The organism is Shewanella sp. SW24 (genome assembly GCF_025653395.1).
GTDB lineage: Bacteria > Pseudomonadota > Gammaproteobacteria > Enterobacterales > Shewanellaceae > Shewanella > Shewanella oncorhynchi.
This window is the reverse complement of the sequence record NZ_JAKKSH010000051.1, coordinates 1-13,868: the sequence shown is the minus strand read 5'-3', so window position 1 is coordinate 13,868 and position 13,868 is coordinate 1. Positions and strand designations below refer to the sequence as shown.

General features: G+C 44.6%; 12 protein-coding genes and 2 pseudogenes. 12 read left to right on the top strand and 2 right to left on the bottom strand.

Annotated elements, in window-relative coordinates; genetic code table 11:
- The 5 genes and pseudogenes from L5M17_RS22555 to qacK all read left to right on the top strand — a co-directional run.
- A pseudogene (locus tag L5M17_RS22555) lies at positions 1-233 on the top strand (IS4 family transposase); the annotation flags it as partial.
- The gene (locus L5M17_RS22550; RefSeq protein ID WP_263149257.1) at positions 208-669 is read left to right on the top strand and encodes a hypothetical protein; all 462 of its coding nucleotides are present in this window, start codon (positions 208-210) and stop codon (positions 667-669) included. The pseudogene L5M17_RS22555 and the gene L5M17_RS22550, both read left to right, overlap by 26 nt.
- Before the next feature lie 166 nt (positions 670-835).
- Positions 836-2,038: an IS256-like element ISSod4 family transposase gene (locus L5M17_RS22545; RefSeq protein ID WP_241163984.1), complete on the top strand. Its 1,203-nt coding sequence runs from the start codon at positions 836-838 to the stop codon at positions 2,036-2,038.
- 54 nt (positions 2,039-2,092) lie between these two features.
- A complete protein-coding gene (locus L5M17_RS23165; RefSeq protein WP_263266985.1) occupies positions 2,093-2,506 on the top strand; it encodes a Pycsar system effector family protein in 414 nt (137 codons plus the stop codon).
- A 175-nt stretch (positions 2,507-2,681) separates the two neighbouring features.
- The gene (gene qacK, locus L5M17_RS22535; protein ID WP_034732386.1) at positions 2,682-3,014 is read left to right on the top strand and encodes a quaternary ammonium compound efflux SMR transporter QacK; all 333 of its coding nucleotides are present in this window, start codon (positions 2,682-2,684) and stop codon (positions 3,012-3,014) included.
- 280 nt (positions 3,015-3,294) lie between these two features.
- On the opposite strand, the gene L5M17_RS22530 is transcribed toward qacK, so the two are convergent.
- Entirely contained in the window at positions 3,295-4,401 is a 1,107-nt protein-coding gene (locus tag L5M17_RS22530; RefSeq protein WP_011711512.1) for a hypothetical protein, read from the bottom strand.
- Positions 4,402-4,641: 240 nt separating this feature from the next.
- Between L5M17_RS22530 and L5M17_RS22525 the strand changes: the two genes are divergently transcribed.
- From L5M17_RS22525 to L5M17_RS22495, 7 genes and pseudogenes are all read left to right on the top strand, one after another.
- The gene (locus tag L5M17_RS22525) at positions 4,642-5,001 is read left to right on the top strand and encodes a hypothetical protein (protein WP_263149255.1); all 360 of its coding nucleotides are present in this window, start codon (positions 4,642-4,644) and stop codon (positions 4,999-5,001) included.
- Positions 5,002-5,218: 217 nt separating this feature from the next.
- Entirely contained in the window at positions 5,219-5,941 is a 723-nt protein-coding gene (locus tag L5M17_RS22520) for a S24 family peptidase (protein ID WP_254915839.1), read from the top strand.
- Positions 5,942-6,832: 891 nt separating this feature from the next.
- Positions 6,833-7,588 (top strand): hypothetical protein, encoded by a 756-nt coding sequence (locus tag L5M17_RS22515; RefSeq protein ID WP_263149254.1) that lies wholly within the window; start codon positions 6,833-6,835, stop codon positions 7,586-7,588.
- Positions 7,589-7,713: 125 nt separating this feature from the next.
- Positions 7,714-8,665, top strand: a pseudogene (locus L5M17_RS22510) (transposase); the annotation flags it as partial.
- A gap of 204 nt (positions 8,666-8,869) precedes the next feature.
- Positions 8,870-10,432, top strand: a complete 1,563-nt coding sequence (istA, locus tag L5M17_RS22505; protein WP_106650296.1) for an IS21 family transposase — start codon at positions 8,870-8,872, stop codon at positions 10,430-10,432.
- Between the two features lie 26 nt (positions 10,433-10,458).
- The gene (gene istB, locus L5M17_RS22500; protein ID WP_088586649.1) at positions 10,459-11,214 is read left to right on the top strand and encodes an IS21-like element helper ATPase IstB; all 756 of its coding nucleotides are present in this window, start codon (positions 10,459-10,461) and stop codon (positions 11,212-11,214) included.
- Between the two features lie 87 nt (positions 11,215-11,301).
- Positions 11,302-12,336 (top strand): transposase, encoded by a 1,035-nt coding sequence (locus L5M17_RS22495; RefSeq protein WP_263149258.1) that lies wholly within the window; start codon positions 11,302-11,304, stop codon positions 12,334-12,336.
- A 196-nt stretch (positions 12,337-12,532) separates the two neighbouring features.
- Here the strand turns inward: L5M17_RS22495 and ltrA are convergent.
- Positions 12,533-13,868, bottom strand: a 1,336-nt coding sequence (gene ltrA, locus L5M17_RS22490) for a group II intron reverse transcriptase/maturase (protein WP_263149253.1), incomplete at its 5' end; no start/stop codon positions are given.

The following is a 13,868-nucleotide window of genomic DNA, read 5'->3' as shown; positions in this document are numbered from 1 at the left end:
TGATGGTTCAATGCCTGTTGTGGCTAGTTGGTTTACACGCACAGCAACAGGGCTGGGATAAGCATTTTCAGGCCAATACCATTGGGCATCGAACGGTACTCTCAACGATTCGCTTGGGATTGGAGGTACTCAGGCGGCCTGATTATCAAATCACGGAGAAAGAATTGCTGGCGGCCTGGGTATTATTCGCCAATCAGTTGCTCAAATATGGCTATGCTATGGCTGATTTATGAGGGGATCCTTCAGAGCCTAGTATGGCTTGGAAAACCAGCCAATACAGCGTCACGACTTACAGATCTCGCAAATAAAACTGAAAACTATTCAATTCCTGCAATTCATCAAGGTAATTATTATCCAAATTTAAAGGACTGGCATTGGCAATCTAAGCCCTATGAACAGTTTATTGATGACCTTGAAGAAACAAGTTCAAGAATGCTAAGGCATAAAAATGAATATTTTTATACCTTCTTTAAAACCACTATCTCGTATAGTGAATCTTATAGTCCAATATTAATGACTAAAGCTGTTTATGATGGTTATAAGTCAGCTAATCCAAATGCGGATTCCATAAAGAATGGGTGGTTCTCAAAGAAATCCATTAACGTAAGGGATTATAGTGGTGATATTTACGGTGGTGATGTGATTAAAACTGCGGTGGAATATATTTAGCTATGAACAAAGAAAGAATAGGCGTGCTTGAAAGTACATTAAAACAAACGGTTGATTGGCTAAAGTTCGCAGAAGCCAAAAATGGAGCTTTAGTCGCCGTTGGGTGTGCGGTAGTGTTCATAATTCTGTGTCATTTCAGTAAAATATTCAAAAACAGGAATGACACATGACCCAACCTTTTAACTTCGAACAAGCCCTTAAAGATCTGCAATCAGGTAAAAGCCTCACAGGTAAAGACAGCATTCTTGGCCCACTGATCAAGCAACTCACTGAAGCGGCTCTCCAGGCTGAGCTTGAGCAGCATTTAGCACATGATCCTCAGCCTAATCGTAAAAATGGCAAAACCCCTAAGACCATTAAGCATCCGTCCGGTAACTTTGAGTTAGACGCTCCTAGAGACCGCAATGGCACCTTTGAGCCTCAGTTGATTAAGAAAAATCAAACTACACTAACCGATGAAATCGAACGTAAAGTGTTATCGATGTTCAGTATAGGTATGAGCTATCGCGATATTAATCAACATGTTGAAGATATGTATGGGCTCAATGTGTCTAACGCAACAGTCAGTGCTATCACTGACAAACTCATCCCCGAACTTAAAGCGTGGCAACAGCGCCCATTAGATAGCCATTATCCTATCGTTTGGCTTGATGCGATACATTATAAAGTCAAAGAGGATGGGCGTTACGTCAGTAAAGCCGTTTACACATTGTTAGCGCTTAATATGAAAGGAAAAAAGGAAATTTTAGGGCTTCACTTATCCGAAAATGAAGGCGCTAATTACTGGCTATCCGTACTGACCGATCTTCATAATCGTGGTGTAAAAGATATTCTTATCGCCTGTGTTGACGGCTTGACCGGTTTCCCAGAGGCCATAGCCAGTATCTTCCCTCATACGGAAACACAGCTATGCGTTATCCACCAGATCCGCAACTCAATGAAGTATGTCGCCTCAAAAAATCAGAAAGCGTTTATGGCTGATTTAAAGCCTGTGTATCGAGCCGTGAGTAAAGAAGCCGCAGAGATGGCATTGGACGAACTGGAGGCCAAATGGGGTGATGCTTATCCGTTGGTAATCAACTCTTGGCGTCGCAAATGGCATAATTTGTCCCATTATTTTAAGTACCCAGAACATATCAGGAAAGTGATTTACACGACCAATGCGGTTGAGGCTGTGCATCGCCAATTTAGAAAGCTCACCAAAACCAAAGGTGCATTTCCTAATGAAAATAGCTTGTTGAAGCTACTTTACGCAGGCATATTAAACGCCTCAGATAAATGGACCATGCCAATCCACAATTGGAGCCTTTGTTTATCACAGTTAGCGATTTATTTTGAAGGACGTTTAGATAGCGTGCTAGAAATTTAAAAATTAGCCTGACACAGAATTTTGAACGCCCTCGGGTGTGCAGCAATTTTTGGAGTGCTTAGGCTTTATCCATCCTTCTCAATAGAAAGTGTCTTAGCTACATTGTATTTAGCGTCATTCACCATATTTGTTGCTGCTGCGATAGTTATATCACTTACTTCTTTTATACCAAGGGTAGTCCCACCTTTTTGGATAAAAATGCCAAATAAAGAAGAAGGAGATAACCCCCTGTTTTTTGGCCATGCTTGCAAGTACAGCAAAAGAACATACCTTGAGTTATTTAATCGATATAGTGAGCTGGACTCGCATAAAGAATGCAAATTAGAATTGGCTTTTTGTGATCAAATTGTAAATAACTCTAAGATATCGTTTATTAAGTACCGGGTGTTTAGTGCTGCTGTATTTTTGTTCTTAGCAGGCGTGCTGACCCCTCTAGGAGCGCTTGTTTTGTATTGGGTGCGAGAATGAGCCATAACAAAGCGCTGCTACGGAAAATTTACTCGCGGGCGCTCCTAAATTTCCGCAAAGCGCAGCGTTAGATGTAATTAACCGGAAAGTTGCGCACGAATAATTTTTTTCTTCAAGACTGCAATTTTAAGAGAAAAAGACATATACTCCCTTCGAATCATATTGGAGGCGGATCATGAAAAGCTGGTTATTTCTTACTATTTCGATTCTTGGAGAGGTAGTTGCAACATCTGCATTAAAGTCCAGTGAAGGTTTTACGAAGCTCGTACCATCTTTCATCGTAATTGTTGGCTATGGAATTGCATTTTATTTCCTTTCATTGGTCTTGAAGTCTATTCCTGTAGGGGTGGCCTATGCAGTTTGGTCTGGCCTTGGCGTAGTATTAGTCACTGCTGTTGCATGGGGGCTTTACGGGCAAAAGATTGATGCATGGGGTTTCGTGGGTATTAGTTTAATAGTTTGCGGTGTATTGGTTTTAAATTTGCTTTCTAAGGCAAGCGTTCATTAAGTGGCACTGGCATCTAACAATCGGCAGCAGGCGGACAGCCTACACTACGCGGTTTTGTGTTACTCGCTGCGCTCAAACATTAACACAAAACCGCTCCGTTACGGCTGCCGCTGTGCCGGGCGTTCTGCTAACACCTAAAAGCGGACTTTACAGCCTTAAAGTTGGAATGTCTGCAATTGGCACAGAGCCGTCATTCGGCTCTGAAACGTTTTTGTCCAGAAGTAAGCCACAAGGAGTATGAAAGTTATTCCTCTCCAACACGAACATCCTTCGAAATATCTTATTTTTTCTCGGTCTGACTGCCCGCCACACGGTTGGCAGCTAGAGCTTGGGATAATATCTCCCGTTCACGCTCGGATTGAGATAGATCTAATTTCACCTGATTCAGTTGTTTTTCGACGCTAATAAGCTCAGCTTGGACGCTTCCGAGTTGGTTTGCTTGCTGACGATAACTATTGAGATCTGTATTAAGTCTTTGCGTATCACGCTCAAATGCCAACTTTTCTGCATTAACCTCGGCTAGTTTTGCTCGAGAGTCTGCTAATTCATTGCGCACCGATACTAAGGTTGCCGTTAAATTTTCCGCAGTCTTACCTAGCTTGGCTTCTGTAGCCTTTAATTCTGTTCGGTCCTGCGTCAATCGCTCAAGGTTCGCTGTGGTGTATGAGATCTGGTCTTGCTGCTTTGATAGTGTGGCCTGCAGAGTTGCAATGGTGGCCTTCGCTTGCTCTAACTCTCGCTGTTCTAGTTCACGCTTCGCAACATCGATGCTGAGTAATTTAATTTGCTCTCGAGATGCCCTTAATTCGGTCTCTGCTTGTGCAACGCGCCCATTCGCTGCGTCTACTAATGCTTCTGCTTTTAATACTTCGGCTTTTGCGTGATTTCTTGCGTCATCAATGGCCTTTTCGCTGGTGGCCTTTAACTCTCGCAGTTGTTGCTCTATCAGGCTTACAGCAGATTGGGCCTTTTCGACCTTGGCTGCGGTGCTGGTTTCAATCTCCGCAACTTGAGCCGCCGTAGTATTCAAGACGCTTTCTAACTTATCTTCACTGTCACTTAACAGCGATAGCGTTTCATCAAGGTTTCGCGTCAACTGGGCAACTTGCTCGGTCAGCGATTCGTTACGACGGTCAATCATGAGCAACAGTTCTTGAGACAGCAACTTAGCTACGGCAAGGCTTCCAACCTCTTCCGCGATAGCATTTTTTCTATGCTCAAGATTATTTTTGTACTCAATCAAGAACCCTTGGATCGACGATGTTCTGCCCTGCAGATGAACGCTCAAGTTACGTGTCGTTGGCTCGACACCGTTTTTAAGCATTTCATTCGCGAGCTTAGTCACTTCCTCAAGAGTTGCCTTCGGTTTCACTGCCAATTGTTCCATTTGCTTGCCTCAAACATCTTCAAAGTTAATGACTTACATCGATAAATCCCAGTGTAGCCAGTTATTCAACACTCTGCAATGGAAACGATGTTTTTACGGAAACATCGTTTCCCGTTTCCCGTGGTGATTTGCGTCATTCATGTCTTGTATGGTGCTGATATAGAAGGGTAAATCCTGAAATTTGCCAGAATCGGCCGCCGTAATAGAATGTTCCTACATCAACTGAATGGGACAGAAAAAATGACCGAACTAGCAACTACGCCAACTGCACCGTGCAACCATGCAGAGGTCGCTATGTACCACTACTATCTGACCAATGCCGTGTTGACGACGAGCCCCAACGAGCAAGTCATTGGTGATGTGTTGGGGATGGGGGAAGATGACTTTGTGATGGAGCTGTTTGCGCTGTCTGAAGCGTTTTGGCTAAAAGGTGAAGATCTCTATGCCGAGGGTAAAGCGTTCTCAGGGCTTGCGGTATTCGACGTTGTGGCTGAGCTGGCTGAGTTCTTCTGGGGGTATGTAGAGCATACTGGAGAAATGCCTGACCTTGATGCGTTCAAGCTGGATATTGACCGAGTGTTTGAGACTTACACGCGATAAATCACCTGTCTAATACTCTTCAAAACAGTGAGACCTACAACCCCGATGGTAGTAGGCCCAACTTCCAAGCAGTAGTTTCTAACCCTGTAATGGAGTGCTTATCTTTTTAATATTTGTTCCCTCCATGTATTCTTTACGCAAAAAATCATCTTCGGGATTTTCGATGTTTCAATAATTAGCTATACTGTATTAATGTACAGTATTTGTGATTTGTCCTATGAACGTCATAATTGGCTTAGCATCGGCAGGAATACATGGGTTTGAGAGTCCAGCCGCTGGATACCAAGAGAAGGCGCTAAGCCTCAATAATCTTATTGTCTCACACCCATCAGCAACGGTATTTGCAGAGGTTACCGACGACGCTATGACGGGTCTTGGGCTATTTACCGGAGATCTACTTGTCGTTGATAAGTCATTGACTGCGACGCGGGGAGATGTCGTTTTGGCGCTGGTGCACGGCGAAACCGTTTGTCGGCAGCTAGACGATGACCATGACCATCATCAACTTCATGCCAATACCAATGCTCATTATTCCGAAATATCAGTCACAGACGGGATAGAGATTCAGGGCGTGGCCATTTGTGCAGTGCGCTTTCATCGACGCAAGCGCGATCCTCTAGTGTTGAAAAGCCTCGATGACCTTCTGGTTGAATCGACGTTTGTGGGCCGTGCAAGAGGGGAGTCTATGACGGGGGTGGGCATCCACTCCGGTGACATCCTGATAGTGTCACGTCAACTAACTCCAAGTTCCGGCGATGTCATCATAGCCATGTATAACGAGGAATTTGTTTGTAAAGTCTTAGATCTATCCAATAGCAGGTTGTTATCGGCTAATGACGATTTTGAGCCGGTATCAATTAGGCTTGATGACCGCTTCTGGTGCGAAGGGGTTGTGCCAGCATCCATTAGATTATTGAAACAACCGAGTTTATTGGTATGAGCAGCATAATAGCGTTATGCGATGGGAATAATTTACCTACACAGGTGGTATCAGCAATAAATCTGGAAAGGTTTGTGTGATAAGGCTTACTAGCCTTTTCCAGAAAAATAGTAATTTTTAGCTATTTTTCCTAAAACTTGAGTTTTGATGTTATCAGTTTCCAGAAAATTAGTCACTTCTTTAAGGCGTGCTTTCAATGGAAGGAGTGCAGATGTCTTTCAGCATCAAACTGCCCCAAAGCAATTCAGCGCTTCATTTTTTAACATCGCCTTACATTCAAATATGCATGAGATTTTGTAATCCATTCTGTTAAATTAAGAATGGCATATCCAACATGCTCCTAGCGTTTATGCATCAATCAATGAGGTATAGCTATTTCCATTTTTAGACTAAAAAATAAACAATGAAGGGGCGTAACAAATTGGGTCACATTGGTTAACCTCCCAAACCAAATTGACATTATCCATCTATTCAACATGTTGGGGATGAATCTCCCTCACAATGAGGTTTGTGTTAAGACTAAATACCGTGTTTTGTTCGATAAATGTTAGCGAAAAATCCTATAGATGGGCAACTATGATTAAAAAATAAAACTGTTAACAATTATTTTTGCAGTGATTAATTTTATTATATATTGACTCCTTGGTTAATTCCCAGTGTCAATTGAGCAATAAATAGGTTTTTGTCTTTAAAATTAACTTGTATGAATTCACCAAGCTTCTTATAACCACTTGTTTAAATAATGTTTGCAATGTTATTTTATGTGGGTAAATGTTATTGCTCCGATGTTGGCAACATTAACTTTAGCTGAGATCGATTTAATTTCAAATTTAAAGAATAACATTAAATACATTAGTAATTCATGTTGAATAAAAATAAGGACAACGTGATATGGATATCGGTTACAAAAAACTGTCTTCCGCATTATTTTTGACATTTTTATCGCCCCTTACAAGTGCAGCGTATGCTGCCGACATAAATCCTGTGATTGCTGAAGCATTGGAGGAGCCTGGCTTTGGTCTTATTAAACAGCCTCAGAGTGTTTCAAAATTTGCTGTTGTATCAGCGGCAAATACCGGAGGTTCGGACACATCCCTCACAAATACCGCTGAACTAGCCTTAGCAAGGATGAATATAAAAACAGAGGTGACCCCTGAAACAACTGAGCTTTTCGGTGAAAAGGTTGATTTAAATTCAGGGGCTATCAGTATGACGAATACTGATTTAGTAATTCCTGGTAATTTTCCTATCGAAATGGGTATTACTCGAGTTTATAAAGGAGTCCAATATTCACAGGGGCAATTATTACACTTTGCGGATTGGCAGTTAGATATACCGTCAATTTCTACCACCATAGTAGATGGTGGTGCTACAGTTAATACTTGGACAAATGGCAAACCTTGCTCAGGCTCCCTCAATCCAGGTTCAAGTTACCTTGGCGATGGTATGGGCTATATTGTCGCGAAACAATATTGGAACGGTGACTTTATTAACGTCCCAAGCGTAGGCTCAGAGCGATTACTTGAACCTAATACGGTAACCCCAGGTGTCACGCGGGTTGCTAAAAACTGGCGTATCACCTGTCAGGCTAATGGCAACTCAGAGGCGTTTATTGCCACATCTCCACAGGGGATTACCTATACGTGAGAGTGTAAAAAGATCTGTGTAAGTGGAAAAAAGCGCAAATAGCGGGGACAGGCATATTTTTTGTGTTTTTTAACGTCTTTGACTAGGCTCTAAATTATCCTGATTTTGTCTGTGTGGAGTTTGCTATGACTTCGGCCAGAAGACAACTAATTGATGCCAATGCAACGCCCTTCTATCATGTGATAAATCGCAGTGTTAGAAGGGCTTTTTTGTGTGGTGAGGATAAGCTATCTGGGCGTAGTTACGAGAATCGACGCGGTTGGATTGTTGATAAAATCAAAGCCTTGTCTGCGATATTTTGTATGATATTTGCGCCTACGCGGTGATGAACAATCACTATCATTTAGTGCTTAAAATAGATGCCGATAAGGCCAAATCGTTAACGCAAAAAGATATTATCAGCCGTTGGAGCCAAATCATGAAAGGCCATGCAATTGCTACTAAGTATATGAATGGTGTGCTTTAATCGACGCTGAACGCATATTACTCGAAGGGGTAATTACCGAGTGGCATCAGCGATTGAGTAGTATCTCCTGGTTTATGCGCTGTTTAAACGAAGAAATTGCCCGCAAGGCAAATCGTGAAGATGAGTGCAAAGGTGCCTTTTGGGAAGGCCGATTTAAATCGCAAGCACTGTTAGATGAGCAAACCCTGCTCGCGTGCATGATGTATGTCGATTTAAATCCAATCAGAGCGGGCATTGCCGATTCTTTGCAATCCTCTGATTTTACATCGATTCAGGAGCGAATTAACTCGCTAGATTCACCCAATAGCCCATTAGCTATCCCAACGCCACAAACTGACTCCGCAACCAATCAAGCTTATATTCCCCACAAGTCAATCGTCCAATTCGATGGCGCAGCTCACCTGAATGCGCAAGCGGGCATTCCATTTCATGTTGCCGATTATCTCGAACTGATTGATTGGACAGGCCGCGCCATCCGCCTTGATAAGAAAGGCTATATCGATAATAAGCGGCCGAAACTACTCAATGAATTAGGTATTGCACCCGCTGCGTGGCTCACGTCAGCCAAAGAGTTTCGTCGTCAATACAGTGGCATAAGTGGTCGATGGGATTGCGTATTACCATGCATGGCGATCGCCTAATAACATTCATGCCGATCATCCAATAACATTCATGTCGATCGCTCAATAACATCGCAAACCGATCACTTTTGCTTCTTTATGGTAAACCCTGATCGACATGCATGTTATTGCGTGACTTTTTCTCCTCGCTTCGTTAAACCCGCACTTTCTGCTCATTTAATCTGAGGAAAGTGCATGTCTGCGAGGCCTATTACTGTGAGAAAACTGAAAGAAATTCTGCGCCTAAAATATCAGGCTCGCCTATCACACAGGCAGATTGCGCTTAGCCTTCATGTCTCCCCTAGCACGGTATCCTATTATGCTAACCGTGCTGCACACCTCGGGATCCATGACTGGCCACTCAGTGATATCTGGGACGATGTCACTTTGGAACGTGCCTTTCTCAACACTCAAACTGTGCATAAAAAACAGTACAAACCCCTGCCTAACTGGGCCATGTTGCATCAGGAGTTAAAACGACCGGACCAAAAAGGCATGACACTTGAGCGATTATGGCAAGAGTATGCTGAGCGTAACGGCCAAACACATTACAGCTATAACCACTTTTGTCGCTTGTATAAAGAGTGGGCTAGCGTGTTGCAACCGTCGATGCGTCAGACCCATATCGCCGGAGAAAAACTGTTTGTCGATTATTGTGGGCAAACGGTGCCCATCATTGATCCGCACACTGGGGAACTGCTTTACAAGGCTCAAATCTTTGTAGCGGTATTGGGTGCATCTAACTACACCTTCGCCGAAGCGACTCGCTCACAACAGCTCGAAGACTGGGTAATGAGCCACAAACGGGCATTTGAGTTCTTCGGCGGTGTGCCGCAATTAGTGGTACCCGATTGCCTCAAAAGTGCCGTCAGTGTGGCACGCAATACCGATCCAGACTTGAATCCGACCTATCAAATGTTAGCCGCCCATTTCGGCACAGCGATCATGCCGGCGCGTCCCCGTAAGCCCAAAGATAAATCCAAGGCTGAAGTCGGCGTACAAATCGTCACCCGCTGGATTTTGGCGGTGCTGCGCCATGAAGTGTTCCATAGCCTAGCACAGCTCAACCAGCGCATTGGTGAGTTGTTGACGCGCCTCAATCAAAAGCCCTTCCAAAAGCTCCCCGGTAGTCGTGCATCTTTGTTTACCGAGTTGGATGCGCCTGCGCTAAAGCCCTTACCCAGTTACCGTTATCAGTACACCAAAGTGCAACAGGTACTCGTGGGCAAGGATTACCATGTTGATATAGAAAAACACTATTACTCAGTCCCTTACGCCTTACAGGGTAAGCGATTAACGGTACAAATCACGGAGCATACCCTGGTGTTTTATCACCATGGCAAGGTAGTCGCCGAGCATGTACGCAGTCAGCGTAAAGGTCAACACACGAGCCTGAGCGAGCATATGCCCGCACATCACCAGGCACTGCTCGAATGGTCGCCCGAACGCTTGCACCACTGGGCTGCCTCGATAGGGCCCTATACCGCACATTGGGTGCATGAGTTTATCCGGCAAGCCGAGCATCCGGCCCAAGCGGTAAGGCCCTGCTTGGCACTGTTAGGGCAAAGCAAAACCTACGGTAAAGACCGGCTAGAAGCGGCCTGTTTACGGGGCCAGCTGACAGGGGCTAACCGCCTGCACAACATTCGCGCCATGCTTAAAAATGGCTTAGAGCAGCAGCCAATCTACACCAACAAGCACGACCCACTGCAAGCCATCAGCCACGACAACGTGCATGGTGAGAGCTACTTCCACTAACGTCAATAAATAACAAGGAGACAAAGATGCAATTACGCGTCGAAGAACAACTTAGCCAACTGCATTTAGGTGGCGTGAAGCAAGCGCTCGCACAACAACAAGAGCAAGCCATGCTTTATCAAGACATGAGTTTTGAAGAGCGGCTACAACTGCTGCTCAGTCACGAACTGCTACAAAGAGAGCAACGCAAAATCAATCGGTTAGAAAAACAAGCCTGTTTTAGGCTGATGGGGCAAATCGAGCAACTGGACTATCGTGCCAGTCGAGGGTTTACCCCCGCACAGATCCGCCAGTTGCTAGAAGGTCACTGGCTGAGGCATCAACAAAACCTACTGCTAACCGGCGCGGCAGGGTGTGGCAAAAGCTATCTGGCCTGCGCTCTGGGACGTTACTTCATCCGCCAAGGCATGGGTGTGCGCTACTATCGCTTAAAAACGTTGCTTGAGGAAATGCGACTCGCCCAAGCCGATGGCAGTTACCCTAAGTTGATAACACAACTGACTCAAGTTGCGATCTTGATTTTAGATGACTGGGGCATGGAAATGCTGGATGCGAGCGAACGCAGTAATCTACTGGAGATCATCGATACCCGTCATGGCAAGGTATCCACCTTGGTAGCGAGCCAGCTGCCAGTGGATAAATGGTACGCCATGATAGGTGAAGCAACTTTTGCCGAAGCCATCTTAGACAGGCTGATCCATCGTGCTGTGAGAGTGACGTTAACGGGTGAATCGATGCGAAAACAGGGCACAAACTTGACGCATGCCGATCAAGCAGAGTAAAACAAAGATGTTGTAAATGCGGGAAGAAAAATCGTGATCGGCATGATGTTATTGACTGATCGAAATGATGTTATTAGCCAGTGTGTGATGACTTCGGCCAGAAGACAGTTAATTGATGCCAATGCAACGCCCTTCTATCATGTGATAAATCGCTGTGTTCGTAGGGCTTTTTTATGTGGTGAAGATAAACTCACAGGTCGCAGTTACGAGCATAGACGCGGCTGGATTGTGGATAAAATCAAGGCATTATCTGCGATTTTCTGCATCGATATCTGTGCTTATGCGGTGATGAGCAATCACTATCATTTAGTGCTTAAAATTGATGTCGACAAGGCCAAATCATTAACGCAAAAAGACATTATCAACCGCTGGTGCCAAATCACTAAGGGCCATGCTGTCGCGACTAAGTATATGAATGGTGATGCTTTAATCGACGGTGAAGCGATGTTACTCGATGCATTACTCGCCGAGTGGCATGAACGACTGAGCAGTATCTCTTGGTTTATGCGCTGTTTAAATGAAGAAATTGCCCGTAAAGCCAATCGTGAAGATGAGTGCAAAGGTGCCTTTTGGGAAGGCCGATTTAAGTCGCAAGCGCTGTTAGATGAGCAAGCTCTGCTGGCTTGTATGATGTACGTCGATTTAAATCCTATTCGAGCAGGTATTGCCGACTCTTTGCAATCCTCTGATTTTACATCGATTCAGGAGCGGGTTAACTCGCTAAACTCACCCAATAACACAATAAACACCCCAACATTACCAACAGACTCCTCAACCAATCAACCTCATATTCCCCACAAATCTCTTGCCCAATTCGATGGTGCAGCACACCTGAATGAGCAAACGGGTATTCCGTTTCATTTTGTTGATTATCTTGAGTTAATAGATTGGACAGGCCGCGCCATTCGCCTTGATAAGAAAGGTTATATCGATAATCAGCGACCAAAACTGCTCAATGAATTAGGCATTTCGCCCGATGCGTGGCTCACTTCAGCCAAAGAGTTTCGTCGTCAATACAGTGGCATAAGTGGTCGATGGGATAGCATGTGCGAGTTTAAGAAGCAGCACAACAGCGGCAAATGGTGTAAAGGCAAAGCCTCAAGCCAAGCGTTACATCCTTAAGTTCGTCACTGCTCACGATTCAGCTCTTGGGATTATTTTTGTTTATCCGAATAAAGATAATTCCGTGAAAACTCAGCACGCTTTTGTCGGGTGGACGACACTTGTTACCAAGTGCCGTCTCCCTAAGAACCGTACGTGCAACTTTCACTGCATACGGCTCAAGCCTCCACAAAGGCATCGTTTGATACCCAGCAACTTATAAAGCAGTCGGAGCAGGTTCGTTCCAAGAGTTGCGAGCGAGCCTTTTGGACTTTCTCTTCGCCAAGTATGCTTGGTATTGAGGGTCAAATGGGGTTGCTGAACTTCGGATTTTCACATGTCTCTCGATAGGCACTTTGGCTATTTGGAAGAGATTGAACTGGCAATCCATACCCAAGAGCTTCTGCCAACCGTGAAATTGCCACTGGCCTTTTCGATTGACGAAGTATTTAAGGGCGATCCACGTTTTAGATTTGGTTGGATGACGCCTTTTAGCCCAGTGCCATAACGCAAGGAATAGCTTGTGGCCTACATATCCAAACACCTGTTTCGCGACGCAGTGTCGATAGTAATTCGACCATCCCCTAAGTTTCGGATTTATCAGTTTGATAAGATCGTTCACGGGTAGGGTTACGTGCTTTTTGATGAGTTCACGCAGATGACTTAAGAACATCAACGTATTGGATTTACTCGGTTTAATGAGCAGTTTCCCTTTGTACTTCCTATGGTTAAAACCTAAGAAGTCAAAGCCATCGTTGATGTGAGTGATATGCGTTTTCTCTTCGGATAGTGTTAAGCCTCTTTCTGCTAAGAAGTCAGTAATCAACGGTTTGATATCGTTCTCCAGCACTTCCTTTGAAGCACATGTGACGACGAAATCGTCGGCGTACCCAATAAAGTTGGCTCTAGTTCCCTTTTTGAGGGCGGTGGATTTTATGTGCTGCTCAAGGCCTGCAAGAGTCATTAACATCAAGGTTGGAGAAATGATCCCGCCTTGCGGTGTGCCCTCGTCAGTACGATAAAACAGCCCTTTATCCATAAAGCCAGACTTTAGCCATTGTTCCAACATCCGCTTATCTACGGCGATGTTATCAAGAAGCCATTGATGACCGATCTTGTCAAAACAGGCTTTGATATCACCTTCGAGTACCCATTGGGCTGATGTCTTTTGAGCCAAACACTTAAAGCACTGATCGACAGCGTCAGCAGTACTGCGGTTTGGTCTAAATCCATAGCTGTTAGGGTCGGCAAGTGTTTCTGACACGGGCTCGAGTGCAAGAAGGTGGAGTGCTTGTTGCGCTCTGTCTATCATGCACGGGATACCCAGCGGTCGAAGCTTGCCATTCTTTTTGGGGATGTAAATACGCTTGAGCGGCTTAGCTATGTATGCCTTTCTGCTCAATTGATTGACTGCTTTCATGCGGCGTGCATCTGTGTTCCAGATGATGCCGTCTATTCCTGGTGTTTTACTGCCTTTGTTTTTCGACACTCGTTTAACAGCAAGGAGTTTTGCTGAGCGCGAGTGCGTCAGTAACCATTGCAGGGCTTTTACC

What these genes read in the sequence shown, in the direction of transcription:
- L5M17_RS22550 (WP_263149257.1), top strand. Translation starts at nt 208, where the DNA reads ATGGCTATGCTATGGCTGATTTATGAGGGGATCCTTCAGAGCCTAGTA.
- L5M17_RS22545 (WP_241163984.1), top strand. Translation starts at nt 836, where the DNA reads ATGACCCAACCTTTTAACTTCGAACAAGCCCTTAAAGATCTGCAATCA.
- qacK (WP_034732386.1), top strand. Translation starts at nt 2,682, where the DNA reads ATGAAAAGCTGGTTATTTCTTACTATTTCGATTCTTGGAGAGGTAGTT.
- L5M17_RS22530 (WP_011711512.1), bottom strand. Translation starts at nt 4,401, where the DNA reads ATGGAACAATTGGCAGTGAAACCGAAGGCAACTCTTGAGGAAGTGACT.
- L5M17_RS22525 (WP_263149255.1), top strand. Translation starts at nt 4,642, where the DNA reads ATGACCGAACTAGCAACTACGCCAACTGCACCGTGCAACCATGCAGAG.
- L5M17_RS22520 (WP_254915839.1), top strand. Translation starts at nt 5,219, where the DNA reads ATGAACGTCATAATTGGCTTAGCATCGGCAGGAATACATGGGTTTGAG.
- L5M17_RS22515 (WP_263149254.1), top strand. Translation starts at nt 6,833, where the DNA reads ATGGATATCGGTTACAAAAAACTGTCTTCCGCATTATTTTTGACATTT.
- istA (WP_106650296.1), top strand. Translation starts at nt 8,870, where the DNA reads ATGTCTGCGAGGCCTATTACTGTGAGAAAACTGAAAGAAATTCTGCGC.
- istB (WP_088586649.1), top strand. Translation starts at nt 10,459, where the DNA reads ATGCAATTACGCGTCGAAGAACAACTTAGCCAACTGCATTTAGGTGGC.
- L5M17_RS22495 (WP_263149258.1), top strand. Translation starts at nt 11,302, where the DNA reads ATGACTTCGGCCAGAAGACAGTTAATTGATGCCAATGCAACGCCCTTC.